Origin of the sequence: Rhizobium sp. J15, assembly GCF_002531825.1 — a bacterium.
Classification (GTDB): Bacteria; Pseudomonadota; Alphaproteobacteria; order Rhizobiales; family Rhizobiaceae; genus Rhizobium.
In genome coordinates this window covers 56,812-80,605 of the sequence record NZ_NWSX01000021.1, presented here as the reverse complement: position 1 = coordinate 80,605, position 23,794 = coordinate 56,812, and the positions used below count along the sequence as shown (strand labels likewise).

The following is a 23,794-nucleotide window of genomic DNA, read 5'->3' as shown; positions in this document are numbered from 1 at the left end:
ATATGAAACGCATCCTGCTCGCTTCGGCGCTCCTTTTGACCGCCACCACCGTATTTGCGACTGAAGCGCCGTCAGAGACAGTGCCGGGCTCGGCTCCGGCCGCTGTCGCTCCGAAGACGCCAAAGCTCGTCGAGCCGCATCTCCACATCGCCCGCTCCAACCTTGCCGGCCATGCGCGTATCGCACTCACCTTCGATGCCTGCATGGGGCAGGCGGACGAGCGCATCCTTTCTACGCTGGTGCGTGAGCGCATTCCGGCAACGATCTTCGTTACTGCCCGCTGGCTAAAGCGCAATCCCGCCGCGGTTGCCGTGTTCTTGCAGCATCCGGATCTCTTCGAACTCGAAAATCACGGTGAGAACCATATCCCGGCCGTCGATACGCCGACGCTGATTTATGGCATCGCGTCGGCCGGTTCGCCGCAGGCGGTCAGGCAGGAGGTCGAAGGCGGCGCTGCTGCCATGGTCGCGGCCGGCATCCCGGCGCCCCATTGGTTCCGCGGCTCGACCGCCAAATATGATCTCTCCGCCATCGGCGAGATCCGCGCCATGGGCTATCGCATCGCCGGTTATTCGGTGAACGGCGACGGCGGCTCGCTGCTGGGTGCCGTTATCACCGAAAAGCGTATCGCCGCCGCCAAGGACGGCGATGTCGTCATCTCCCACATCAACCAGCCGACGCACGCTGCGGGCGAGGGGGTGGCGAAGGCGCTGGTCGATCTGAAGGCGAAGGGTGTTGAATTCGTGCGCCTGGAGGACGTCGAGGATACGGGCGACGAAAAGACGACGGAGTAGTTTGTATGACGTGCCGTTTACGGCACGACAGCCAATGCGACGGCTTACCTCAACTCCTCGCCAGCCCGCAGCACATCCTCTCCAAAGCCCCGCATCCCAGGACCATCACGATCGAGGGCAAAATCCTCGAACCAGTCGCGATGGATCCCGGCGATCATCGCACCGATCATCTGGGCGGCAAGATAAGAGAAGGTGATGCCGTTGCCGCCATAGCCATAGGCCGCGAACACATGCGGCATGCCGGGCACCGGGCCGATCAGCGGCAGGCCGTCGACGGTCTCGCCGAAGGTGCCGCACCAGGCATGGGCAACACGCGTATCCGCCTTCGGCCATAGGCGTTTCATCTTCTCCCGGATCGCGGCGGTTTTCGCCGGCAGCTTCCGGTCACGCGCTTCGGCATCGATCGTCCCATCGTCCTCGCCGCCGACGACAATGCGATTGTCGGGTGTCGTGCGCATGTAGAGATAGGGGTGGCTGGCTTCCCAGATCAGCGCCCTGTCGCGCCAGAACTGCGCCGGATGCTGGATCACGGTTGCGAGCGCCCAGCTCGAAGTCGTCCGGTGCAGTCTCGGCATGTCGATGCCAGGCATTGAATAGCCGGTCGCCAGCACGGCTTGCAGGGCCTCGACAACCCTGCCATTGGCCATCTCCGCCGTCACCTGATTGCCTTCGACGTGAAGCGCGCTCACGGAAGCGCTGACCAGCCGCGCACCGCGCCGGACGGCCATCGCGATCAATGCCCAGGTCAGCAGCAGCGGATCGGCCTCGGCCGAACCGGGAGAGAGGATGGCGCCGTCCCGGTCGAGTTCGAATTGGGTGAAGAGATCGGGATGTTCCAGATAGACGCCGGGCAGGCCTGCCCGGCGACGAAGCTGTCGCTCCTCCATGAGATCGCGTGCGCCTTCGCGATTGGCGGCGAGGTAGAGCGTGTTGCGCGGCCGGAAGCCGCAGGCAATCCCGTTTGCCGCGATCAGCTTGGACAGGCCGGCGACCGAGGCAGCGCTGCGGCGATAGATGCCGGCGGCACGCTCGAAACCGTAATAGGCCTCGAGTTCGCCGAGCGTGCTGTCGATTTCCCATTGCAGCATTGCCGTACTGGCTGCGGTGCTTCCCAAGCCCGGCTCTTCCCTGTCGATGATCGCCACGGAAAAGCCGCGCGCCGTGAGATGTTCCGCGACCAGCGCGCCGGTGATGCCGCCGCCGATGACGACGACATCTATGGAAAAGCTCTGCTCGGTCGGCTGCCACTCGGGTCTTATGCCGCTTTTCCCCCAGAGCGAACGGCCGCTCGTCATCTGGCCGTGCTCGGATTCGCCAAGGTCGAGATCGGATGCCACGAGCGTCTCCCGTTCTGTCTATTTCGGCAATTGCGGCTGCGGTTTTTCCTCGATCAGCAATTCCTCGATAACAGTCATGACGATCAGCGAAAGCGGCAGCGCCAGCATCGCGCCGACCGCGCCCCACATCCACGTCCAGAACAGAATGGCGAGGAAGACGATGAAGGGATTGATTTCCAGCCGCCGTCCCATGACTGCCGGGAAGATCAGGTTCTCCATGACGAGATGCACGGTGAAGAAAGCAACTGCCGGCATCAGACCGACGACGAGGCCGTCATGCGTTATGATGCCGGCGATGGCGACGGAAAGCGTCATCAGCGTGATGCCGAGATAGGGGATGAAGCTCGACACGAAGGCAAAGAAGCCCCAGAGCACCGGTGCGGCCAGCCCGCCCGCATAGGCGATGACCGTCATGACGACGCCGAGCCCGACATAGATCAGCGAGGCTGTGGCGAAATAGAAGCCGAGCACCTGTTCGACCGCATTGATGACGCGGATCGCAGCCAGCCGCTGCGTGCGGGTGCGGAAGGTCATGATGATCGTCTTGCGCAGGTTGACCCGGCTGGCGAGGAAGAGCAGCAGGGCCGCGAAGAAAATCAGCCCCTGGACCAGCGCCGGCGTTAGGCTCGTCGTCACCACATGCAGCACGTTGCCGGTGTTTTCGAGCAACGCGCCGATCGACATCGGCCCACTTTCGAATGTCGCCGGAGTAATATGCAGCCATTCGATGCGTTCGAGATAGGGCATGATGCGGTTGATGCTTCGCTCGATGAAAGCCGGGGCCTCATTGACAAGAACCATCAGCGGGTCGGCGAGCGAGTTGACCAGCAGGAAGATCACCAGCGCCACGGCGCTCGACAGGAGAACAGCATTGGCAAGTCGCGGCACGCCCATTTTGCTCAGGTTTTCCGCGACCATGCCGAGGATCATGCCGACGACGACGGCAAGCGTGATCGGGATGAGGATCAGCGACATCAGATAGACGGCGGCGAGGCCGAGTATGCCGAAGATGCCGATGATCGCCCAGGCCATGCTGACATCAAGCCCGTCCTTCTCCAGCCGATGGAGCGGCGGAGGCGGCAGCTCTTCCGCGGCTTCCCGCAGCGTTTGCGCCCAGGCGCTGGTTCGCCGTTCGCCGATCGCGATCTTCTTTGCTTGTTTGCGGATGCCGTTGGCGATGCCCATGCGGAGGAGGTCCCCGAAGCCCCATTGCTTCGCGACGGAAACGCACCGGCGCGGTTCCGGTTCCCTTGGGACCTGCCGGCTGGGACGAGACCGTCCGGTAAGGTGTTACGAGGACTGTTCGACGCGCATCGCCCGGCGGAACATTACGCCGAAAGGGTCAGGCCGATGCCCCACGGATCCTTCAGGAACACGCCGCCGTTGCGCTTCTCGCTCTTGATCTCCAGCTCATCGAGCTTGGCGACGGCCTTGCTCAGCGTTTCGGCATCGTTGAAACGGATCGTATAGTCGGAGAGCCCGGTCATATTCTCGGCGCGCGCGGCAGCACCCCGGCTGTTCCAGATATTGGCGCCGAGATGGTGATGGTAGCCGCCGCTCGCAAAGAAGCTGGCGCCGGGATAACGCGCCATCAGCTTGAGGCCGAGCACGTCGCGGTAAAAGGCGTCGGCCTGGGGGATGTCGCCGACCTGCAGATGCAGGTGGCCGATCGCCGTCCCGTCAGCCATGCCGCCCCAGCGGTCTTCGGGGGCGCTGTCATAGAGCGCCTGCAGGTCGAGCCGCTGCGTCGCCATCTCCACCATGCCGTCCGGCTGGAACTTCCATTGTTCGTGTGGTCTGTCGGCATAGATCTCGATGCCGTTGCCTTCGGGATCGGAGAGATAGATCGCCTCGCTGACGAGGTGGTCCGAAGCGCCGTCGAGCACGACGTTGTTGTGAGCGGCATGGCGCAGCCAGCGCGCCAGTTCGGTGCGGTCGGGCATCAGGAAGGCGGTGTGGAAAAGGCCGGCGGCATTGCGCGGCGCGATGCGGGCGTCTTTCGCAGTCGTTAGCGTCAGCAACGGCAGATCGCCGGCACCCAGCACTTCACCGCTCGCCGTCTTCTCGATCACCTTCAGGCCGAGCATCGATTGATAGAAGCCGGAAACGAGACCGAGATCGGTGACGATGAGATGCGAGCGATCGATATAGGCGGGCCGCGTCAGCGCATAGGAAGTTTCGGTCGTCACGGATTGTTCTCCTGCCTCTGAATTGGCCCTTGAAAGGGAAGGCGTACCGACGGTGGCGCCAAGAATGCCGCCTGTGGCAAGTCCGAGAAAGTTTCGCCGGTTCATTCGCCTCTGATGTCCTCTCGGCTGCTGTACTTGAACGCTATATGGCGGATTCCGATTGTTCACAGAAGATCTGTTTTTGACGATGAAGCGTTGAGCAGATGTTGACGATCACTTGTGTCCACTTGATCGCGGTCAATGCGCTCATATCTTCTTTTAAGGAACTTACGCATGCATCGTCATGGAGGGCAGCATGTATAGGAAAATCATAGTAGCGATCGCACTCGGCGGCATCGACAAGGGTGAAATAATCCTGCGCAAGGCCGCATCCCTGCTGGACGAGGGCGGTGAGATCGTCGCGCTCAACGTCATCGAGGACGTGCCGACCTATGTCGCGGTCGAACTGCCGGCCAATATCGTCGAGGACGCGATGAAGGAAGGCCGCGACAAGTTGGGAGCCTTGGTCGCCCGAACCGGCATTCCGGCAACGATCGAGATCCGCAACGGTCCACCCGCCAAAGCGATCATCTCGACCGCCGAAAGCCTGGGCGCCGATCTCATTATCGTCGCTTCGCACATCCCGGACTTTTCCAACTACTTCATCGGCGCCACGGCCGACCGCGTCGTGCGCCATGCCAAATGCTCGGTGCTGGTCGACCGGCAGAAGGTTTGATGTCGCGCAGCTGGATTTTTCGGACTGGCGCCGGTTTCATGCCGGCCCGCTGTCGAAGGCGCGCCGGCTTGCGGCCTGTCACGAAGATTTACCGCCCGCGCGGTTCGCCGCAGTTGCGCCTCTCACGGTTCGATGAGACGATCTCCATTGAACTGTGAGACGGATGGGCGTGCATGGGCGAGTTCAACGGCATTCGCTGGGCTTACGACAGATATGAACTGATCGCCGACGGTATCGTGCACGGCGTCGGCCTCGTGCTGGCGCTGATCGGGGCCACCGCGCTGATCTTCTACGCGACTGTCTGGAGTTCCTACGGAGCGCTCGCCGCCGCCTGGATCTACAGCGTCGGGCTGGTGCTGACGCTTGCCATTTCCTTTTCTTACAATGCCTGGCCTGTCTCGCGCACGAAATGGTATCTGCGCCGTCTCGATCATTCGGCCATCTTCATCCTGATCGCCGCCACCTACACGCCGTTCCTCGAACGTGGGGCGGACGATCCGCTGCTGATGTTCATGCTGGTGGCGATCTGGCTCTTCGCCGCCGCCGGCATCTTCGTCAAATGCGTCTTTCCCGGGCGTTACGACCGTCTCGCCATTCTGCTCTATCTCGCCATGGGCTGGAGTGGCGTGCTGGTCGCCGAGCCGGTGGCTTCGCGCATTCCCTTCGCCTCGATGTTGCTGATCATTATCGGCGGCGTCATCTATTCCCTCGGCGTCGTTTTTCATGTCTGGGAGAAGCTGCGCTTCCAGAACGCCATCTGGCATGGTTTTGTGGTGACCGCAGCGGCGGTGCATTATTCGGCGGTCTTCACCTGTTTCAGCTCCCCCGCACCTGGTCTCTGAGCTCGTTTTTCACATCCGGCGTTTACATCTTTCGAGGCGGGGCGTATGCCGCCTTCGCAGACAATACGAGCCGGGCAATCATGACAGACGCCGTCCTCCTCCGCGACGCTACCGAAGCCGACCTATCCGCCATCCGCGATATCTACAATCACGCCGTCGAGCACACGACGGCGATCTGGAACGATACGCTGGTCGATCTCGACAACCGGCTGGAATGGTTCAGGGCGCGTAAGGCGCGCGGCTTTCCCGTCATCGTCGCCGAAATGTCGGGCAAGGTTGCAGGCTACGCCTCCTATGGCGACTGGCGCGCCTTCGACGGCTACCGCCACACGGTCGAGCATTCCGTCTATGTCGACAAGGAGTGCCGGGGTGCCGGCATCGGCGAACTTCTGATGCGGGAGCTGATCGCGCGGGCCGCCGCCGGCAATATCCATGTGATGATCGCCGGCATCGAGGCGGAAAACACGGCCTCGATCAGGCTTCACGAAAAGCTCGGTTTCCGCATTGCCGGCCGATTTTCCGAGGTCGGCACCAAATTCGGCCGCTGGCTGGACCTCACCTGCATGGAGCTTCGTGTGCCGGGCAAGGCGGATTGAATGGCCTGCCCGGGCAAGGCGGATGTACACCGCCTGGCCGAGATGTTGCTCCGGCAAATCCATTCCGAACGGGCGCTCGCCATCTTTTTATTGTAGTCTGAGCTGTGTAGAAAAGTCGAAGGCAGCCTGCTTCGCGGATGCGGCCCGAGAGCGTCATGGAGGTGAATAAATCAATGGCAATGCACAGATCGCCGCTCGGCCTCCTTGCTGTCGCCTTTCTCGCCTTTGCCCCGATCTCCACGCGTGCCGCCGATTGCGGCAGCACGGCCTCGCCGAAGCTCGACTGGCAGGACTGCACCAAGAAGAACCTGATGCTGCAGGGCAGCGACCTTGAAGGCGCCAATCTCATCGGTACCGATTTTTCGCTGACCGATCTCGCCGGCGCCAACGTCAAGTCCGCCAATCTCGAAAAGGCGACGCTGGTGCGCGCCTCGCTCGAGGGTGCCCAGGCCGGGGGCGCCAATTTCGCCAAGATCGAGGCCTATCGCTCCAGCTTCGCCAAGGTCGTTGCCGAGGGCGCGTCCTTTGCCGGGGCCGAGCTGCAGCGCGCCAATTTCGCCGGCGCCAAGCTTACCGGCGCGAGCTTCGAGAAGGCCGAACTCGGCCGCGCCGATTTCGACGAGGCGGTGCTGACCGGAACGAAGTTCTCGTTCGCCAACCTCTCTCGCGCCGATCTCTCCAACGCCACCTTCGACGGCCCGGCGATGTTCGACCGCGCCTTCATGTTCCTCACCCGCATCGAGGGCCTGGACCTTTCGGCCGCGACCGGGCTCGAACAGGCGCAGATCGACCTTGCTTGCGGCGATGCTTCGACCAAACTGCCGTCAGGCCTCGCCCCGCCGGCAACCTGGCCATGCCCAGCCGAGCACGAGTGATCGCACCATCGGCGTATTGTCGAATTGCAGGCGTGGACGGAGAGCTCGCGGCTTTTCCTTCTCCGGGGCCGAAGGACGGGTCGAGATCCGTAGCTCGACCCCGGTGGCGACAGCCGGGCGGGGGCGCTCTCGCCGACTGACCGCTTTTCGATCGCAGCGTCCTTACTTCCCGGGCTCGAACACCATGGCGTGGCCATTGATGCAGTAGCGCAGGCCGGTCGGCGGCGGGCCGTCGGGAAAGACGTGGCCGAGATGGGCTTCACAGGTGCCGCAGCGGATTTCGGTGCGCACCATGCCGTAGGTCGTATCCCGATATTCGGTCACGGCATCGGGCGACACCGCTTCGAAATAGCTCGGCCAGCCGCAGCCGGCGTCGAATTTCGTGTCCGAGCGGAAAAGCGGCGCGTTGCAACCGACGCAGCGGTAAAGCCCCGTCTCGAAAGAATCCCAGTAGGGGCCGGTGAAAGCGCGCTCCGTGCCGTGCTGGCGCGTGATGCGATATTGCTCGGGGGTGAGCTGCTCCTTCCATTCGGCATCGGTCTTGTGGATCTTGGCGGTGGTTGCAGTTTCGGACATGACGTGCTCCTTTTGCTGAGGGGCGGTTCCGTTTCGCAAGAAAATGTGGTGCCTCGTCCTGGCTTCATCAAGTCTGCGGCGCCGCGCCAGGACATTCGCGGCATACCGCAATTGGGGGAAGACGCTTGGTTTTACATCCGTTAAGAATTTTCCGTTAGGGTTAATGTTACGTGCATTGGGGAATCACTGGTGTTTGAAGCCGCAATCTTCCTGCTCTATGGCCTGGTGGCCGCGGCCGCCATGGCGGTCACGATGTTGGAAGGCTGGGCCAACCACGACGGTTTGACGCTGTATCGTCTCGCCGGGCTCCTCGCCTGCCTCGTCTGGCCGCTGACGCTCCTGCTCTTCGTCCTGCACGGCTGTATCGCGCGGCTGCTGACACGCCGTTCCCGATCAATGGCCTGAACGGCCGCGATAGACTGACGCAATTTCACCTTGTGCTCGAAATTGCTTGAGAGGCCCTACCATTTCGCCTAAGTCAGAGGACGGGCCGGTTTCATCGGCCTTCGTCTATTGCCGGTAGAGGAGGAGACATGGCCGATGTCACGGCTCTGACATTTCTGGCCTTGTGTCTGCCGCTCGCCGGCGCTCTTGCTGCTCCCTTCGTCATCCGCATCTTCGGCGCAAACGGTGCCTGGCTGCTGGCGATCGCCCCCTTGCTCGCCTTCCTGCATTTCCTGCGTTTCGTTCCTGTCGTCGCGCGTGGCGAGGTCGTCACCGGCGGCTATTCCTGGGTGCCGAGCTACAATCTCTCCTTCTCCTGGTTTCTCGACGGTCTATCGCTGGCTTTCGCGCTTCTGATCACCGGCATCGGCACCCTGATCGTGCTCTATGCCGGCGGCTACCTGAGAGGCCACAGGGATCAGGGACGCTTCTTCTCCTTCATCTTCCTCTTCATGGGAGCGATGCTCGGCGTCGTCGTCTCCGACAGCTTCCTGATGTTCTTCATCTTCTGGGAGCTGACATCGATCACCTCCTTCCTGCTGATCGGCTTCGACCATGAGCGCGAGGCGGCTCGTCGCGCCGCCCTGCAGGCGCTTGTTGTCACCGGCGGGGGAGGGCTCTGCCTGCTGGCCGGTCTGATGCTTCTCTGGAATATCTCGGGCGTCACGGAGATGTCGCAGCTGATCCGGTTCGGCGATGCCGTGCGCGAAAGCCCGCTCTATCTCGCGGCTCTCATCCTGGTGCTGGGCGGCGCCTTCACCAAGTCCGCGCAGTTTCCCTTTCACTTCTGGCTGCCGAATGCCATGGAGGCGCCGACGCCCGTCTCTGCCTATCTGCATTCGGCCACCATGGTGAAAGCAGGCGTCTATCTGCTGATGCGGCTCAATCCGGTCATGGGGGAAACGCCCGCCTGGGAAATCCTTCTGCCTTTTTTCGGCGGGCTGACGCTGGTCGCCGGCACCGCGCTCGCCATCCGCCAGACCGATCTGAAGCTGAAACTCGCCTATACCACCGTCTCTTCGCTCGGTCTGCTCGTCATGCTGATCGGCTTCGGCGCGGATTATGCGGTGGAGGCGGCGGCGCTGTACCTTGTGGCGCATTCCCTTTTCAAGGGCGCTCTCTTCATGGTCGCCGGCATCATCGATCACGAGACCGGCACGCGCGACATCACCAAGCTTCGCGGCCTGCGGCGGGCGATGCCGCTGACCTGGATCACGGCGCTTGCGGCGGCCTTCTCGATGGCCGGCTTGCCGCCGTTCTTCGGATTTCTCGCCAAGGAGGAGATCTATACAGCACTTGCCGGCGGCGATATCCGCGCGCTCACCCTTGTTTCGATCGCCGTGTTCGGCAACGCGCTGATGTTCGCCATCGCCTTTGCCGTGGCGCTGAAACCCTTCCTCGGCCGGCCGATCGAAACGCCGAAACATCCGCATGAGGCCCCCGCGCTGCTTTGGCTCGGCCCCGCCGTTCTCGCCGGCCTCGGCCTGCTCGCCGCGATCTTTTCGGCCGACACCCACGCCGCCATATCCTCGCCGATATCAGCCGCCATCCGCCAGTCACCTGTCCATATCGATATTTCGCTGACGCCGCATATCGGCGTGCCGTTGGCGCTTTCCATCCTGACCGTGCTGCTCGGCATCGGCGTCTATTGGCAGCTGAATCGCGCCCGCTTCCTGATGGCCGCCTTCCTGCGTGCGGCCGGTCCCGGGCCGGATCATGGCTTCGATGTCGCCATATCGGGCTTGGTCCGCTTCGCCGGCCGCGCGATGCGTATCCTTCAGCCGGGACGGCTCGAGATCTACATCACCTGCACTTTCCTCTGCGTCGCCGCCATCCTCATCGTTCCCCTTGTCCTTTATGATGAACTGCCGCGTCTTCCCGCTTGGCCGGCCGATGTCCGGCTGCATGAATGGGCCGTCTTCCTGATCGCCGCTCTCGGCCTTGCCGCCGTGCTCTTTGCCCGCGACCGGCTGACGGCAGTGGTCTCGCTCGGCATCCAGGGTTTCGCTGTCGCCGTCATCTTCCTGTTGTTCGGCGCGCCGGATCTCTCCTTCACCCAATTCATGGTCGAGACCCTGTCGGTCGTCATCCTCGCGCTCGTCATGACGAGGCTTCGGCTTTCCCCGGCCGATCGGCGCCCGCGCAAAGGCCGGCTGTTCGACGGCGCGCTTGCGCTTGCCTGCGGCCTCGGCTTCACGCTTCTGCTGATGCGGGCGACGCAAGTACCCTTCAACAGCGCATTGACGGATTTCTTCAATGCCTATTCCAAATCGATTGCCCATGGCGCCAACGTCGTCAACGTGATCATCGTCGATTTCCGCGGCACCGACACGCTCGGCGAAATTGCGGTCGTCGCGGTCACCGGCCTTGCCATCCTGGCGCTGATCCGCATTCGCGCCGGCACGGAGCGCAAGCTTGCCGCCAATGATCCCGATGCAATGGAAGCGGAGGGCTGATCGGGTGAACACCCTCATCTTCCGCACCGTTGCTCCGTTCCTCACCGCGCTGATGCTGCTTTTTTCGGTCTTTGTGCTGCTGCGCGGCCACAACGAGCCGGGCGGTGGCTTCATCGGCGGCCTGATCGCCGCCTCGGGATTGGCGATTTATGGCATTGCGCGCGGTGTTGCCGCCGTTCGCCGCGCGCTGTTCTTTCATCCGCTCGCGGTCGCCGGCGCCGGCTTGCTGCTGTCGACGGTGGCGGGCCTTCTTTCCATCCTCTTTGCCGTTCCCTTCATGACCGGCCTCTGGATCTATCCGAGCCTTTTGGGCACAGAGGTGCCGCTCTCGAGCGTGCTGCTCTTTGATATCGGCGTCTATCTCGTCGTGCTCGGAGCCATCACCTCGATCGCGCTGGCCTTGGAAGAAAAGGAGGTGAAATGATGGAGCAGCTTCTGGCGATCCTCGTCGGCCTGTTCTTCGCCGCCGCCATTTATCTGATGCTGTCGAAATTCTCGATCCGCATCATGCTCGGCATCGCCATCCTCGGCAACGCCGTCAACCTGCTGCTCTTTACCGGCGGCCGGCTGACGCGCGAGGTGCCGCCGATCATCCCGGCGGGTCTCGACGCCTTGCCCCCGGGCACGGCGAACCCGTTGCCGCAGGCGCTCATCCTCACGGCGATCGTCATTTCCTTCTCCTTCCTCGCCTTCCTGCTGGTGCTGACCTACCGCGCCTATCAGGACCTCGGCACCGACGACACCAGCGAAATGCGCGCCGCCGAGCCCGACGATCGGCCGCTGCCGCCCTTGGGGTATTGATGCTGATGCCGGTGCGGATGTTCACCCCCCACTGCCCTGCCGGGCATCCCGGAGGCCACCCCTGATGGCCGCCCCATCCGTTGATCTTTCCGCCGCCTTGGTGACCGCGCCGGTGCCTGTCGAGAATTGGCTTGTCATCCTGCCGGTCGCCCATTGCATCACGCTCGGCGCTATCCTCCTGATGGTACGGGCACATCTGCGTCTGCAGGCCTGGCTTACCATATCGGGTCTGGTGCTTCTGGCCCTCATGGACGCGGCGCTGCTTGCCAAGGTCGCGACCGAGGGGCCGCTGACCATGGTCATGGGGCGCTGGCTGCCGCCTTTCGGAATCGCCTTCACCGTCGATCTGCTCGGCGCGCTGATGGCGTTCACGGCAGCCCTTGCCGCGCTCGCCGGCGGCATCTATGCGCTGGCCGATATCGGCGAAAGCGGCCGGCGATACGGTTTCTTCCCGCTGCTGATGCTGCTGATGGCGGGTGTCACTGGCGCCTTTCTCACCGGCGACATCTTCAATCTCTACGTCTGGTTCGAGGTGCTGCTGATCTCCTCATTCGGGCTCATCATTCTCGGCTCCGAGCGTGAGCAGATCGACGGGGCGCTGAGATATGCGGTGCTCAATCTCATTGCGACGACGCTGTTCCTGATCGGCGTCGGCATTCTTTATGCCGTCTTCGGCACGCTCAACATGGCCGATATTGCGGCGAATGTCGGGGACTTACGCGGTACGGCGCCGCTGATGACGCTGGCAGGCCTGTTTCTCCTCGCCTTCGGCATGAAGGCGGCAGCCTTTCCGGTCAATTTCTGGCTGCCCGCCGCCTACCATACGCCGCGCATCGTCGTTTCGGCGCTGTTTGCCGGCCTGCTCACCAAGGTCGGCATCTACGCTCTGATCCGGGTGATGATCATGCTGCTGCCGGTGGAGCGCGAGGAACTGAGCCTCTTGATCGCGCTTGCCGCCATCGCAACCATTCTGGTCGGCGCTTTCGGCGCGCTCGCCGAAAACGATATCCGCAGGCTGTTCGGCTATGTCGTCATATCGGGCATCGGCAACATGCTGGCCGGCGTCGCGCTCGGGAGCGCCGGCGGCATCAGCGGCGCGGTCTTCTATGCGCTTCATTCGATCGTCCTGATGACCGCGCTTTACCTTGCCGCCGGCGAGATCGCCCGGCGGGGCGGCGGTTTTTCGCTGTCGGGCCTCGGCGGGCTCTACCGGCAAAGCGGCGGTTTTGCCGCGCTTTCCCTCGTGCTCTTCCTGGCTGCCTGCGGCCTTCCGCCCTTTGCCGGCTTCTGGCCGAAGGTCATGCTCGTCAAGGCCTCGCTCGACGCCGGCGCCTGGTGGCTGGCGGCTTCGATCCTCGCGGGAGGTTTTTTGATGACGATCGCCTTCGGCCGCCTCTTCCTGCTCGCCTATTGGCGTCCCGCGCCGATGGCGCTCCTCCCATCGAAAGCATGCTGGCGCACCAGCCTGTCGCTTGCCGCACTGACCGCGCTCACCATCGGCTTCGGCATCCTGCCGGAACAATTGCTGAAACTGTCGCAATCGGCCGCTGCCGGCATTGCCGATCCGCAGGCCTATCTTCATTCGGTTTTCCCGGAGGCAGGCCCGCCGTGACCGTCTTCCTTTTCAACCTGCTGCTCGCCATTGCCTGGGTTGCCGTCACCGGCAGCGCCTCGCTGCTCAATCTCGTCTTCGGTTTCCTGCTGGGGACCCTGGCGCTCATCATCATCCGCGAACCTTTCGGCAGCACAGGATATCTGCGTCGCGTCCGCCTGGTTTTGTCGCTTGCCGCTTTGTTCCTGAAGGAATTGTCGCTGTCGGCCTGGAAGGTCACGGTCACCGTTCTCTCGCCTGACATGAAGCTCAAGCCCGGCATCTTCGCCTTTCCGCTGACGGTAACCAGCGATTTCGAAATCACCCTGCTGGCAAACCTCATCACCCTGACGCCGGGAACGCTTTCGGTCGATGTCTCGCCCGATCGCCGCACGCTCTATGTCCATGCGCTCGACTGCTCCGATCCGGAAGCGACGAAACGGGGCATTGCCAACGGATTTGAACGCAAGATCATGGAGGCCTTCCGGTGATTACGCCCGCCGCCATCATCGCAGCCGCATCTTCGGCCGCGCTCGTCATCCTCGGCCTGGCGCTGCTTCTGACCGTCTGGCGCGTCGTCGTTGGGCCGACCTTGCCGGACCGTATTCTTGCTCTCGACATGCTGACCGGGATCGCCATCGGCTTCATCGCCGTCATTGCGGTCAAAACGGGCTTTTCGCTCTATATCGATATCGCCATTGCGCTCGGCCTCGTCGGTTTCCTCGCGACGGTCGCCTTCGCCCGCTTCGTGCTGGCGCGCGGCAGCATCAAATCTGCGCCTTCCCCAGTTGCGGCAAAAGCCGGCGCGAAGACCCGCCGGGCAGGGAGGAAGCGCAAATGATCGATTCTATCGTCGCTGCCGTCACCGCTCTGCTGCTGATATCAGGCGCGCTCTTTGCTCTTTCGGCGGCGATCGGCCTGATCAGGCTGCCCGATCTTTATACGCGCATGCACTCCGCCTCGAAGGCGGGCACTGTCGGCTCCGGCCTGCTGCTCTTTGCCGCCGGCCTCTATTCGCAGGATCCGGCGATTCTGCTCCGCGCCATTGCCGGCTTCGTCTTCTTTCTGCTGACGGCGCCTGTTTCCGCCCATCTGCTCGCGCGGGCGGCCCACCGCTCGGGATATGATCTCGGCGGTGTCTCGGTACGGGACGATATGCGCGAGGGCGGCTGAGAATATATCCTGTTCGCCGCCTTGATCAGTTTTACGCGAACTTATGCACAGGATGGAACGAGTAAACCTTGCCGCGGGCCTGCTCAATTCTTCATCTGAGATTTTTTCTCAAGAAAAACGACAAATAATAATTGGCGTTTCGGCCAAACGATGGTATTTGAAAATGTAAGTAGAGTTCTGATTGTGAATGACAATCGTACTGCTTCCAAGTCCCTCAGTTTTGATTTTTAATGTCTAACTGGGGCCATCGCCTGGGGCATGACGTAGTGGTTTTCCATCAGGCAGTATAAGAACAGGTCTCGCTCTTCGGAATCTAGGGGTGGATTTCGCGTTTTTCGGAACAGAAGATCGCTTCCTGTGCTTTTGCTGTTCGCTTCTACGAGGCGGGTCTTTGACGCGTCAGTCATAGACCGTTTGTGCATGCTAACAGGAGAAAGAATATGACGGATATAGCGACCGGCAATGGGCCGGAGCTGCTTGTGGAGCTGACGGCCGACATCGTCGCGGCCTATGTCAGCAACCATGTTGTCCCGGTCAGCGACCTGGCCAACCTGATTTCCGACGTACATTCGGCATTGAGCAACACGTCCGTACCGCAGCCCGCTGCGGCGATCGTCGAAAAGCAGAAGCCTGCAGTTTCTGTCCGCAAGTCCGTGCAGGACGAGCAGATCACGTGCCTGGAATGCGGCGGCAATTTCAAGTCCCTCAAGCGTCACCTGATGACGCACCACAGCCTCTCGCCGGAAGAATACCGCGAGAAGTGGGACCTGCCGACCGATTACCCGATGGTAGCGCCCGCTTATGCCGAAGCGCGTTCGCGCCTCGCAAAGGAGATGGGCCTCGGGCAGCGCCGCAAGCGCGGCCGCGGCTGAGCTTTTTCGAAAGCAACCAACGACAAAAGCCGGGTCCTATGCCCGGCTTTTTTGTATGCATTCAGGACGAGGAAAATAATCTCTCCAGTATTTCGAGCCTTTCGCAGATGATTCGTCCGGACGGCAAGATATTATGAGAGCGCCAGCCTTATGCTTTCGCGAAAGGTGTAGAATGTATTCCCATACTATGAGCAAGTGTTAATATACTGGATTCGCCGCTGCATTTCCGAATCGATCGGTCTGTAAATGCTTGCGAAATCAGTCGCGTTCAGGCCGCAGCCCGAACCCTTGCCTCTTCCCGTATTCTGTTCACCATCGACCGCAGCCCGTTCGAACGCTGCGACGACAGGTTCTCCACCAGGCCGATCCTCGAGAATATCTCGAAGGCATCGAGGCCGGCGATTTCGGATGCCGCCTTGCCGGAATAGGTGGCAAGCACGATGGCGACGAGCCCGCGCACGATATGGGCGTCCGAATCACCCTCGAAAGTCATGACGGGATTGTCGGGATCGCCCGCCGTATGCGTGACCAGCCACACCTGGCTGGCGCAGCCCATCACCTTGTTCTCGGAGGTCCGCTTTTCCTCGGCCAGCTCAGGCAGCGCCTTGCCGAGCTCGATGACATAGCGGTAGCGGTCTTCCCAATCGTCCAGGAAGGTGAAGTCGTCGATGATCTGGTCGAGGGATGCCATGCGTGAGCCTTTCACTATTAAGAGTGCATATAGGTGAAAGACCGGCGGATTTGAACCGTTAAAAAGAAACGCCGTGAGGGATGGGCATCCTCACGGCGCAGCAACATGCTGAATTAAACAGGGCAGGCACGTCAGGCATGGGGCATTTCCGCGTCATGCGGACCACCGATGCAAGTTCGAACAATTCCGGCAATGGCGTGAAGCGGTTTGGGCCTGGAATTGTGTAAAAAGGAAATGCTGTGCGGGAAACCCGCGGAAATTTCGTCAGATCGCCGGCTTCGGCGTCGGCAGCGGGATCGCGCCGGTCACCACCGTTTCGGCCGTCTCGTCATCCTCGACCGGCGGGCGGTAAGGCATCGGCTGGTTGAGCGCGGCCTTCGCCTCGCGCACCTTTTCCTGGATCGACGGCGAGGCGAGGGAGGGCAGGGCCGCCGGGGCCGTCGGTTCGGCAAGCTTTGCGGTCTCCGGCGCCTCGTCCTGGAACTGGCTGTCCAGCAATTCATAGGCAACGCGGGCGCCTTCGCGGGCCCGATAGCCGAGTGCGGTGAAGGTTTCGGCGCCCTTGACGCAGACCTCGGGCTTTTCCGAGCACATGCCGGTCAGATAGTCATAGGCGCCGCTGGCCGCCGTAAACGCGTCGGAAAGCTGCAGTTGCGGGCCGCTGGCGTGCTTGTCGGAATTTTCCGTGCTGAAGACGGAAAGAAGCACGAGCACAAGGCCAAACCAGAAGGATCCTTTGATCAGAAACCACATTGTCGTTGCCCATCCTGTTTGTCCCCGTTCGGTCTTGTTGCCGAATCAGGCCGGTTGTCCGGTGTGTTTTCACCCTACCGGCAAGTTGCGAATGCCGCTTTTCGAAACTCACGCGCATTTGCGGCAAATTTAATTCAAATTTTAGCGAACGATATTTGAGCCGCATTTTAGTCGAATGCGAGCGATCGCCGTTAAACATCAGGGCAGCACCTGCTTGCAATTGCAGGGCTTTTGCGAGCTCGCCTTGCCACAGGAGTTAACGTCATGCTGAAATATGAGTAAAATCCGTCGCTTACCTGCTATTAACCACAAAAGGCAAAGAGCCTGTCAGATGCCTCAAAATGGGAATTTCGGCTCTTTGAAGCTGTGAAGAGGGCTTTTGCCTTATCCTTTCTTTAAGCCGCCAAGGCCTATTGTCCGGATCAACAGACAGCCTTTTCGGCGGGTATTGCGTGCGTGTATTGGGTGACATTGGCGGCTGGATAACGGCACTCGTAGACCGGGCGGCGACAAGCTGGCTTTCCCGGACGGGAGGAGGCGAAGCTGTGCGCCAACGCGAGCTCGCGATCCTGCGCCGCCTCGTCTTGCTCTCCTCGGCTGCCCTCGTCGCCGCTCCGATCGGCCTTTCGACCGTGACCAGCCCGGCCGTCGCCCTGCCGGCGGGCGTCGCCATGGTTTGCGCCGCCTTTCTCTTTTCTGCCGTCGGCAGCATCGCGCTCGCCCGTCAGGGTTCGCCGGCCGGCATTGCCACCCAGTCGGCCGAGGATTTTTTGCTCGCGGTTACACCCGGCCTCGTCTTCTTTCTCGACGCGCACGGCAGCGTGGCGACCGTCGGTGGCCGCGACCGCTGCGATTTCCTCGCCTGGATGCGCGATCCCAAGGGCAGGGGCTTCATCGAACAGGTGCATGTCTCCGACCGCATCCTTTTCCTGCAGGCGCTCGATGAGCTGCGCCGCGGCGAGGAGGCGGCGAGTGTCGATCTGCGGCTTGACCGGCCGCCGGTCGGGCGCGGCCAGCGCCAGTTCGCGCATCTGAGGATGGATATGACCGCCCGGCGCGACGCCGACGGCGAGCTTGCCGCCGTCATCGCCCAATTGCGCGATGTCTCCGTCGAGCAGCAGCTGCGTGACGAAGCCCAGAACCGCGCGGCCGATGCCGAATCCGCAAACGACGCCAAATCGCGCTTCCTTGCCGCGGTCAGCCACGAGCTGCGCACGCCGCTGAACGCCATTCTCGGTTTTTCCGACATTCTGATCGGCGAATATTTCGGCAAGTTCGAAAACGACCGCCAGCGCGAATATGTCGGCCTGGTCCGCGAATCCGGCGCGCACCTGCTGTCCGTCGTCAACACCATGCTCGACATGAGCAAGATCGAAGCCGGCCGCTACGAGCTGATCCTGGAACCTTTCGACATATCGGGCTCCGTCAAATCCTGCGAATCGATGCTGGCATTGCAGGCCAAGACCAAGGGCGTCACCCTGACGAGCCGCATCCAGCGCGGCATCGGCGAGATCGTCGCCGATCAGCGTGCCATTCAGCAGATCCTCATCAACCTCGTCGGCAATGCCGTGAAATTCACCGAAGCCGGCGGCGTCGTCTCCGTCGATGCGGCGGTGCGCGACGGCATCCTGAAGTTGACAGTCAGCGATACCGGCATCGGCATCCCGGCCGACAAGCTCGCAATGCTCGGCCAGCCCTTCGTCCAGATTCAGAACGATTACACCCGCCGGTTCGAAGGCACCGGCCTCGGCCTTTCGCTGGTCAAGGGGCTGGTATCGCTGCATGGCGGGAACTTTGCCATCGCCAGCCAGCCGGGCGAGGGCACGATCATCACCATCGAGATCGCAGCCGACGGCTCGGGCGCCACGTGCGCTGACGATGCCGGCCATGGCGCAACTGTCGAGTTTCCGCCGCGGCTGAAGGGCGCGGTCAATACCGGCGTAGAAGAGGGGCATTTCGATGGCCGCGCGCAAGCGAAAATCGCCTAAGGGAAAGAAGGGACGGCAGCAGCCGGGCCTTTTGATGACAGGCGCGGCTGCCCTCGGCGGCCTCAGCCTGCAAGGCGCATCCGTGCTCGGTGGCGTCATCGGCCGCAATCCGTCCGTGGCCGGCGGCACCATCGCCTTCGTCGTCATCTTCTCCTTTGTCGCCGCCAATGCGCTCTGGTATCAGCCAGGCCTGCATCCGCACCCGATTTTCCGCACCCGCGATCCGCAATCTCCGAACGTGCTCGGCGCCCGCCGTCCGGCCGAGGAGCAGCAGGGCGACGTTACCACCTTCCGGATCGAACGGCCCGAGGATGCCACCGCCACCAGCGCGACGCCGGCTCCGCCCGCAGCCGCTCAGCAGCCGAGCCAGCTCGTCATGGACATCCAGCAGCAGCTGGTGCGCCGGGGCCTCTATAACGGCACGCCGGATGGCATCATCGGACCCCGCACCAGTGCAGCCATCCTCTTCTTCGAAGAAACTGTCGGCATGGCCCAGACCGGCGATCCGACGCCGGAGGTTCTGGCGGCGCTGAAAACCGACGCCGCCGGCCCTTCGACCGTGCCCGCCGAAAAGCCGCTCGAGGATGTGAGCTCGAAAGCCTCGTCGGAAGACCCGGTCGCAGCGGCGATCCGCAGCGCCGAGAAGACGATCAAGACGGCTCCCGCCGCTGCAAAGCAGGTTCCATCGAGCGAAATCTCCACTGTCGATCTGGTGCTGAAGATCCAGAAGGGCCTCTCCAACATGGCCTATGCCAATGTCGGCGTCGACGGCGTTGCCGGCGAGCAGACCCGCGCGGCCATCCGCCATTTCCAGAAGCACTATAATCTGCCTGAGAATGGAGAGCCCAACGAGGCGGTGCTGAAGAAACTCAAGGAAATCGGCGCGATCTAGCCAAGGATGCGCCGCCGCGCCGCGCGCGTCCTACAACCTAAGTCTAAGACGCGGCTGCCGTTTGCAACTTATTAACCATGTTGCCTGAAGCTTTTCTGATTGGGGCGGGGGAGCGTCGGTTATGCATGCGCTGAAGGCGGTAGACGATCTGGCCGGTGACGCGCCGGTCGAAGCGGAGGGCGTCGATCGCGAGGCCTTGCGCCATATCCTGCGGCGCCTTGCCGAAGAAGCCTCCACCCTTGGCATCGATCTCGTCGACATCGCCGGCGCGATCCAGGACATGGCGGCAATGTCGGCCCGGCATGCTTCCGCCTTCGATCATGTCACCCGCACCGCACTTTCGATTGCCGAGACCAACCGGGCCGTCGCCGTCTCGTTGCGGGACACCGACCGCACGGCGACCGAGGCCCGCCACATGCTGAAGGAATCGGCCGACCGCCTGTCCGGTTCGGTCGCCGAGATCGGCCACATGGTCCAGTCCTCCAAGGAGATCGGCACCGAGATCGCCGGTTTCTCGAAATCGCTTGCCGATGTCGACAAGATCGCCGAGGAAATCAGCACCATTGCCCGCCAGACGAACCTGCTGGCGCTGAACGCCGCGATCGAGGCGGCGCGCGCCGGCGATGCCGGCAAGGGTTTTGCGGTGGTCGCCGCCGAAGTGCGGGCTCTCTCGCTGCAGACGTCGAAGGCGACCGGCTCCATCCAGGACACGCTGGACGAATTGCGCGTCAAGATCGACCGGCTATCGGTGGTCGGCAGCGATGCGCGCAAGAGCGCCGCCGGCGTGCGCGACAAGTCGGAGGCGATGCGTGGCGCTTTCGACAGCATGGAAAATGTCATTACCCGCATCCTCGACAGTTCGACGGTGATGGCAAACACCACCGAGGCGGTCGATCAGCAATGCGCCGGCTTCGTCGAAAAACTCAGCGAAATGTCGTCCGAGGTCGCCGGCTCGAATGTCAGGCTGCAGCAGGCTGCCAAACGCGTCGACAGCGTCGTCGGCCTCTCCGAAACCTTGATTCAGCTGACGGCGAGCGCCGGCGTCCAAACCGCTGACAGCCATTGGATTGCGGAAGCGCAATCGGTCGCAAGGCAGATCTCCGGCGCCTTCGAACGCGCGGTCGCCGAGGGACAGATCGGGCTCGACGCCCTCTTCGACCGGCGCTATCGCCCGATTCCAGGCAGCGATCCGGCCCAGGTCATGGCCGCCTTCACCGAACTTACCGACCGCCTGCTGCCGCCGATCCAGGAACCGATCGTCGCGTCGGACGAGCGCATCGCCTTCTGCGCGGCGATCGACGAGAATGGCTATCTCCCGACCCACAATCGGAAATTCTCTCAGCCGCAGCGTCCCGGCGACGCCGTCTGGAACACCGCCAATTGCCGCAACCGCCGCATCTTCGCCGACCGAGTCGGTCTTGCCGCCGGCCGCAGCACCGCGCCCTTTCTCGTCCAGACCTACAGGCGCGACATGGGCGGCGGCAATTTCGTGATGATGAAGGATATCTCGGCTCCGATCACCGTCCGGGGGCGGCATTGGGGAGGGTTGCGGCTGGCGGTCAAGGTCTGAATTCGACAGACGAGATTTCGCCCCGCATTGCCGCCGTCCGCGCGCCGGTCTATATCGCGCCGATGAGATTGCGCGCCGACATTTTCGTTTCCGCCCTCCTGCGCCGTGTCTTTGCCAGCGGCGATTTCGCCGCCGTGGAGAAGAAGGGTGCGGAAGAGGCAGGCGCGATCTTCATCCGCCAGCACTTTCGCGATGGTCTGGAGACGCTTTACGCGCCTGCGCCGCAGACCGCCTTCGATGACGGGCAGGCCGGCGATCGCCTGTTCGAGATCCGCCTGTCGCGCAGCGAGCCGGAAGCGGTGCGCGCGATGCTGGAGCGCGAACGCAGGTTCGACTCCGATCTCTGGATCGTTGAGCTGGAGATGGAGGAACTGGGCGACCTGATCCCGCTCGCGCGGAACGGCGGCTGACCGCCGAAGGCTCGTCAGTTCAGCGAGACCGCCGCCCCATGACGCGCATGTCACGCTGCTGCGGCGCCTGGCGCATGAAGCGGTAGCCGGGTGTTTCCTGAAGCGCCGGGGCAGCGGGCGCCTCGGGCTTGTAGGTGTAGCGATCGGCGCGCCGCCAGGCTTCCACGCGGTCGTGGCATTCCTCCGGGTCGAGCGCATCGAGCACCATCCAGGCGCGGGTGACGCTGTGCTGCTGCTCGGCAAGGTGCGGATAGAGTTTTTCGAGCACGAAGACGGCATCGAGAAAGCCCATGCCGAGGCTCGTCAGCGTCGTGGCGAGCTGCTGGCCGGACAGATCGAGCATGATGCGCTCGGCAAGCCAGCGGCTGGCGGAAAGCGCATCGGCCAGCGCGGTCGCGAACTGCGTCGCTTCGCGCGAGCGGGCGAAGCGCACCAGCAGCGCCTCCTGAATGTCGGTAAGCGTGCGCAGGCCGAGCCTGTCCTCATCGCTGCGGCCGAGATGGCCGGCAAGGCCGAGGATGCGCTCGCGCAGCGCCTCTTCATTGGCGACCCGCTGTTCCTCCAGCGCATCTGCCTCATTGGTCGCCACGGCTATCGGTACAAGCGGCACTGTGGGCGGCTCGATGTGCTGAGCCACCGTGGCCGCCGCCCGCGGACCGGCCTGGCGCAACGCCACCAATGCGTCGATGACCTTGGGCGAGAGACAATCGCGGCTGACGATCGCCTTGACGTGGTCCTTCCCCTGGGTGCGGGCGATGATGATCAGCGTATCGTCGGCGATCGCCTTGGAGGCCGCGATAAAAGGCGCGGCGATATCGATCGGCTGGCTGCCGATGAACAGCGCCACGGCTGCCGGTATGTGATCGCATTGAGACAAGGCGGCGACCGCCTGGCGCTTGGCCTCTTCGGAGGAAGCCTGGAACAGCGGCGTGAAAAGCTCGGCGAACTGGCGCAGCTCGGATCGTGTCGGATGCGACAGATTCTCGAAACTGCTGACGGTCGCCATCAATACCACGTCCTTTTTCCTGACGGCCAACGGGCCTTCTAGGTCTCGAAACCGGTCACGCACACGAACACCCTGAAAACGCACGACAAGGGGAACCGCAGGTCGATATGCGCTGGCGGAACGCATGTCAGGCCATACGGTTATGAACAAATCCTACACCGGTAGGGTTAATGCATGCTGAAGATTTTATTAAAATGCGACACAAATTTACACGCGTAACGTGCTGCGGATGGCTAGTCCGCAGTTGAATGCGTTTGTCCGGAAAGGGGATGATGACGGCTTTCCGCCGGCTGCCTGACGGTGGAAACGGCTAGGCGGCCCTGTGATCACGCAGCGCGTGCAGTAGCTTTTCGCGGCTGTCGCAGCCGGCCTGATAGAGGTCGAGCGCCGTGGACGCCGCAGACTGGGCCTCGACGCTGACGATGTCGATATGCCGTTCGGCGCACCATGCGTCGAGTGCGCTGCACAGCACGTCGAAATCCTGCGATGAGAAAGACGCATTCACGAGCAAAGACACCGTCTGCCCTCCGCTTTCCGGCAGGAGCGTGGATGATCCCCCGATCGATCGGAGCCGGAAACGTTTGATCGACATCGCGAACATACGCTCATCCGGTTCCGCCGCAATGAATATTTTCGTGACGTATATTTGCAACATCCGCCTCTGGCGGAGGCTTCGGTTGCCGCCTTATAGCCAACTATATGAATCTCTTCTAATTTTATGCTTCGCCGCCACGCCGCATTTTTGCGCGGGCGGCGTGAAACCAAAACAACTGTCCGGACGTTACAAGCAAATCACGTGAACTGTGTTTGGCCTCGGCTGAATATTAGGAATCTGTTAACTGTCATGTGTCTCAATTCGGATAGGAACGACGCGATTTGAGTATCTGGATCGTTGAAACTCCGCATCACGGTATTTCAGTCAGGTGCCGTGGGAAAGGCGCGAATGCCCTCGGTCCGGTCATCCCGGCGCCGCAGGACGCGCCGGCCCGCAGATTGGCGGGCAGGGTGAAATCCTTCGCAAGTTCATCCGTCTCGGGCAGTGCATGGAGACGAGAATGGCAATAGTAGTCGCATTGGCGGATCGGCGGCCGCGGGCGCCGCGTCGCCTGGACAAGGAACCCCGCGAAGCCAAGATTCTTTGGTTCACCGGCGTCCGCTATGAGCGGCTGGCCGAGAGCCCGAAACGGCGTCCGGCGCCTGCGCCGCGCGTCAATAAAAAGTAA

At 62.4% G+C, this 23,794-nt stretch carries 27 protein-coding genes; 19 read left to right on the top strand and 8 right to left on the bottom strand.

Annotation, left to right across the window (positions count from 1 at the left end):
- Positions 1-2 precede the first annotated feature (2 nt).
- Entirely contained in the window at positions 3-794 is a 792-nt protein-coding gene (locus CO670_RS19000) for a polysaccharide deacetylase family protein (RefSeq protein WP_097591664.1), read from the top strand.
- 44 nt (positions 795-838) lie between these two features.
- Here the strand turns inward: CO670_RS19000 and CO670_RS18995 are convergent, their stop codons facing one another.
- The 3 genes from CO670_RS18995 to CO670_RS18985 all read right to left on the bottom strand — a co-directional run bounded on the left by CO670_RS18995 (position 839) and on the right by CO670_RS18985 (position 4,320).
- Positions 839-2,131 (bottom strand): FAD-dependent oxidoreductase, encoded by a 1,293-nt coding sequence (locus tag CO670_RS18995; RefSeq protein ID WP_097591663.1) that lies wholly within the window; start codon positions 2,129-2,131, stop codon positions 839-841.
- 18 nt (positions 2,132-2,149) lie between these two features.
- Entirely contained in the window at positions 2,150-3,316 is a 1,167-nt protein-coding gene (locus CO670_RS18990; protein WP_097591662.1) for an AI-2E family transporter, read from the bottom strand.
- A 143-nt stretch (positions 3,317-3,459) separates the two neighbouring features.
- On the bottom strand, positions 3,460-4,320 hold the full coding sequence (locus tag CO670_RS18985; protein ID WP_097591661.1) for a VOC family protein: 861 nt from the start codon (positions 4,318-4,320) through the stop codon (positions 3,460-3,462).
- A 295-nt stretch (positions 4,321-4,615) separates the two neighbouring features.
- On the opposite strand from CO670_RS18985, the gene CO670_RS18980 reads away from it, so the two are divergent.
- The 4 genes from CO670_RS18980 (at position 4,616) to CO670_RS18965 (ending at position 7,348) form a co-directional block, all read left to right on the top strand.
- Positions 4,616-5,035: a universal stress protein gene (locus CO670_RS18980; protein WP_097591660.1), complete on the top strand. Its 420-nt coding sequence runs from the start codon at positions 4,616-4,618 to the stop codon at positions 5,033-5,035.
- Between the two features lie 173 nt (positions 5,036-5,208).
- A complete protein-coding gene (locus tag CO670_RS18975; protein ID WP_097591659.1) occupies positions 5,209-5,877 on the top strand; it encodes a hemolysin III family protein in 669 nt (222 codons plus the stop codon).
- An 80-nt stretch (positions 5,878-5,957) separates the two neighbouring features.
- Positions 5,958-6,473, top strand: coding sequence for a GNAT family N-acetyltransferase (locus CO670_RS18970; protein WP_097591658.1), 516 nt, complete (start codon positions 5,958-5,960; stop codon positions 6,471-6,473).
- Between the two features lie 173 nt (positions 6,474-6,646).
- Entirely contained in the window at positions 6,647-7,348 is a 702-nt protein-coding gene (locus CO670_RS18965; RefSeq protein WP_097591657.1) for a pentapeptide repeat-containing protein, read from the top strand.
- A gap of 162 nt (positions 7,349-7,510) precedes the next feature.
- On the opposite strand, the gene msrB is transcribed toward CO670_RS18965, so the two are convergent.
- Positions 7,511-7,924 carry a peptide-methionine (R)-S-oxide reductase MsrB gene (msrB, locus tag CO670_RS18960; protein ID WP_097591656.1) on the bottom strand — a complete coding sequence of 138 codons (414 nt, stop codon included), beginning with the start codon at positions 7,922-7,924 and terminating at the stop codon, positions 7,511-7,513.
- Between the two features lie 189 nt (positions 7,925-8,113).
- Here msrB and CO670_RS18955 point away from each other — a divergent pair, with 189 nt between their 5' ends.
- From CO670_RS18955 to CO670_RS18915, 9 genes are all read left to right on the top strand, one after another.
- Positions 8,114-8,329 (top strand): hypothetical protein, encoded by a 216-nt coding sequence (locus CO670_RS18955; RefSeq protein ID WP_097591655.1) that lies wholly within the window; start codon positions 8,114-8,116, stop codon positions 8,327-8,329.
- A gap of 128 nt (positions 8,330-8,457) precedes the next feature.
- Positions 8,458-10,824, top strand: a complete 2,367-nt coding sequence (locus tag CO670_RS18950; RefSeq protein ID WP_097591654.1) for a putative monovalent cation/H+ antiporter subunit A — start codon at positions 8,458-8,460, stop codon at positions 10,822-10,824.
- Between the two features lie 4 nt (positions 10,825-10,828).
- Positions 10,829-11,248 (top strand): Na(+)/H(+) antiporter subunit B, encoded by a 420-nt coding sequence (locus tag CO670_RS18945; protein WP_097591653.1) that lies wholly within the window; start codon positions 10,829-10,831, stop codon positions 11,246-11,248.
- Positions 11,248-11,625 carry a Na+/H+ antiporter subunit C gene (locus tag CO670_RS18940; RefSeq protein ID WP_088674467.1) on the top strand — a complete coding sequence of 126 codons (378 nt, stop codon included), beginning with the start codon at positions 11,248-11,250 and terminating at the stop codon, positions 11,623-11,625. Before CO670_RS18945 ends, CO670_RS18940 begins: the two co-directional genes overlap by 1 nt.
- Before the next feature lie 64 nt (positions 11,626-11,689).
- A complete protein-coding gene (locus CO670_RS18935) occupies positions 11,690-13,237 on the top strand; it encodes a Na+/H+ antiporter subunit D (RefSeq protein ID WP_097591652.1) in 1,548 nt (515 codons plus the stop codon).
- The gene (locus CO670_RS18930) at positions 13,234-13,707 is read left to right on the top strand and encodes a Na+/H+ antiporter subunit E (RefSeq protein ID WP_097591651.1); all 474 of its coding nucleotides are present in this window, start codon (positions 13,234-13,236) and stop codon (positions 13,705-13,707) included. Before CO670_RS18935 ends, CO670_RS18930 begins: the two co-directional genes overlap by 4 nt.
- Positions 13,704-14,057 (top strand): cation:proton antiporter, encoded by a 354-nt coding sequence (locus CO670_RS18925; RefSeq protein WP_097591650.1) that lies wholly within the window; start codon positions 13,704-13,706, stop codon positions 14,055-14,057. Before CO670_RS18930 ends, CO670_RS18925 begins: the two co-directional genes overlap by 4 nt.
- The gene (gene mnhG, locus CO670_RS18920; protein ID WP_097591649.1) at positions 14,054-14,389 is read left to right on the top strand and encodes a monovalent cation/H(+) antiporter subunit G; all 336 of its coding nucleotides are present in this window, start codon (positions 14,054-14,056) and stop codon (positions 14,387-14,389) included. Before CO670_RS18925 ends, mnhG begins: the two co-directional genes overlap by 4 nt.
- Before the next feature lie 440 nt (positions 14,390-14,829).
- Complete coding sequence (locus CO670_RS18915; RefSeq protein ID WP_008528845.1) at positions 14,830-15,261, top strand: MucR family transcriptional regulator; 432 nt, start codon at positions 14,830-14,832, stop codon at positions 15,259-15,261.
- A gap of 268 nt (positions 15,262-15,529) precedes the next feature.
- Here the strand turns inward: CO670_RS18915 and CO670_RS18910 are convergent, their stop codons facing one another.
- Both CO670_RS18910 and CO670_RS18905 read right to left on the bottom strand, forming a co-directional pair.
- Positions 15,530-15,952: a SufE family protein gene (locus CO670_RS18910; RefSeq protein WP_097591648.1), complete on the bottom strand. Its 423-nt coding sequence runs from the start codon at positions 15,950-15,952 to the stop codon at positions 15,530-15,532.
- 264 nt (positions 15,953-16,216) lie between these two features.
- Entirely contained in the window at positions 16,217-16,705 is a 489-nt protein-coding gene (locus CO670_RS18905; protein WP_097591647.1) for a DUF5330 domain-containing protein, read from the bottom strand.
- Between the two features lie 452 nt (positions 16,706-17,157).
- On the opposite strand from CO670_RS18905, the gene CO670_RS18900 reads away from it, so the two are divergent.
- The 4 genes from CO670_RS18900 to CO670_RS18885 all read left to right on the top strand — a co-directional run bounded on the left by CO670_RS18900 (position 17,158) and on the right by CO670_RS18885 (position 21,565).
- The gene (locus CO670_RS18900; RefSeq protein WP_097591646.1) at positions 17,158-18,693 is read left to right on the top strand and encodes a HAMP domain-containing sensor histidine kinase; all 1,536 of its coding nucleotides are present in this window, start codon (positions 17,158-17,160) and stop codon (positions 18,691-18,693) included.
- A complete protein-coding gene (locus CO670_RS18895) occupies positions 18,665-19,585 on the top strand; it encodes a peptidoglycan-binding domain-containing protein (protein WP_097591645.1) in 921 nt (306 codons plus the stop codon). The genes CO670_RS18900 and CO670_RS18895 overlap by 29 nt, the downstream gene beginning before the upstream one ends.
- Positions 19,586-19,706: 121 nt before the next feature.
- Positions 19,707-21,155: a methyl-accepting chemotaxis protein gene (locus CO670_RS18890; RefSeq protein ID WP_097591644.1), complete on the top strand. Its 1,449-nt coding sequence runs from the start codon at positions 19,707-19,709 to the stop codon at positions 21,153-21,155.
- 62 nt (positions 21,156-21,217) lie between these two features.
- On the top strand, positions 21,218-21,565 hold the full coding sequence (locus tag CO670_RS18885) for a DUF1491 family protein (protein WP_097591677.1): 348 nt from the start codon (positions 21,218-21,220) through the stop codon (positions 21,563-21,565).
- Positions 21,566-21,584: 19 nt separating this feature from the next.
- Here CO670_RS18885 and CO670_RS18880 read toward each other — a convergent pair whose 3' ends face one another.
- Together CO670_RS18880 and CO670_RS18875 are read right to left on the bottom strand one after the other, a co-directional pair.
- Positions 21,585-22,634, bottom strand: a complete 1,050-nt coding sequence (locus CO670_RS18880) for a DUF2336 domain-containing protein (RefSeq protein ID WP_097591643.1) — start codon at positions 22,632-22,634, stop codon at positions 21,585-21,587.
- Positions 22,635-22,881: 247 nt separating this feature from the next.
- On the bottom strand, positions 22,882-23,088 hold the full coding sequence (locus CO670_RS18875; RefSeq protein WP_097591676.1) for a hypothetical protein: 207 nt from the start codon (positions 23,086-23,088) through the stop codon (positions 22,882-22,884).
- A gap of 538 nt (positions 23,089-23,626) precedes the next feature.
- Between CO670_RS18875 and CO670_RS33025 the strand changes: the two genes are divergently transcribed.
- Positions 23,627-23,794 carry a hypothetical protein gene (locus CO670_RS33025; protein ID WP_176538978.1) on the top strand — a complete coding sequence of 56 codons (168 nt, stop codon included), beginning with the start codon at positions 23,627-23,629 and terminating at the stop codon, positions 23,792-23,794.

Bases quoted from the DNA above. Each gene is read 5' to 3' on its own strand.
- CO670_RS19000 (WP_097591664.1), top strand. From the start codon at position 3: ATGAAACGCATCCTGCTCGCTTCGGCGCTCCTTTTGACCGCCACCACC.
- CO670_RS18990 (WP_097591662.1), bottom strand. From the start codon at position 3,316: ATGGGCATCGCCAACGGCATCCGCAAACAAGCAAAGAAGATCGCGATC.
- CO670_RS18980 (WP_097591660.1), top strand. From the start codon at position 4,616: ATGTATAGGAAAATCATAGTAGCGATCGCACTCGGCGGCATCGACAAG.
- CO670_RS18975 (WP_097591659.1), top strand. From the start codon at position 5,209: ATGGGCGAGTTCAACGGCATTCGCTGGGCTTACGACAGATATGAACTG.
- CO670_RS18970 (WP_097591658.1), top strand. From the start codon at position 5,958: ATGACAGACGCCGTCCTCCTCCGCGACGCTACCGAAGCCGACCTATCC.
- CO670_RS18965 (WP_097591657.1), top strand. From the start codon at position 6,647: ATGGCAATGCACAGATCGCCGCTCGGCCTCCTTGCTGTCGCCTTTCTC.
- msrB (WP_097591656.1), bottom strand. From the start codon at position 7,924: ATGTCCGAAACTGCAACCACCGCCAAGATCCACAAGACCGATGCCGAA.
- CO670_RS18950 (WP_097591654.1), top strand. From the start codon at position 8,458: ATGGCCGATGTCACGGCTCTGACATTTCTGGCCTTGTGTCTGCCGCTC.
- CO670_RS18940 (WP_088674467.1), top strand. From the start codon at position 11,248: ATGGAGCAGCTTCTGGCGATCCTCGTCGGCCTGTTCTTCGCCGCCGCC.
- CO670_RS18935 (WP_097591652.1), top strand. From the start codon at position 11,690: ATGGCCGCCCCATCCGTTGATCTTTCCGCCGCCTTGGTGACCGCGCCG.
- mnhG (WP_097591649.1), top strand. From the start codon at position 14,054: ATGATCGATTCTATCGTCGCTGCCGTCACCGCTCTGCTGCTGATATCA.
- CO670_RS18915 (WP_008528845.1), top strand. From the start codon at position 14,830: ATGACGGATATAGCGACCGGCAATGGGCCGGAGCTGCTTGTGGAGCTG.
- CO670_RS18910 (WP_097591648.1), bottom strand. From the start codon at position 15,952: ATGGCATCCCTCGACCAGATCATCGACGACTTCACCTTCCTGGACGAT.
- CO670_RS18905 (WP_097591647.1), bottom strand. From the start codon at position 16,705: ATGTGGTTTCTGATCAAAGGATCCTTCTGGTTTGGCCTTGTGCTCGTG.
- CO670_RS18895 (WP_097591645.1), top strand. From the start codon at position 18,665: ATGGCCGCGCGCAAGCGAAAATCGCCTAAGGGAAAGAAGGGACGGCAG.
- CO670_RS18890 (WP_097591644.1), top strand. From the start codon at position 19,707: ATGCATGCGCTGAAGGCGGTAGACGATCTGGCCGGTGACGCGCCGGTC.
- CO670_RS18885 (WP_097591677.1), top strand. From the start codon at position 21,218: ATGAGATTGCGCGCCGACATTTTCGTTTCCGCCCTCCTGCGCCGTGTC.
- CO670_RS33025 (WP_176538978.1), top strand. From the start codon at position 23,627: ATGGCAATAGTAGTCGCATTGGCGGATCGGCGGCCGCGGGCGCCGCGT.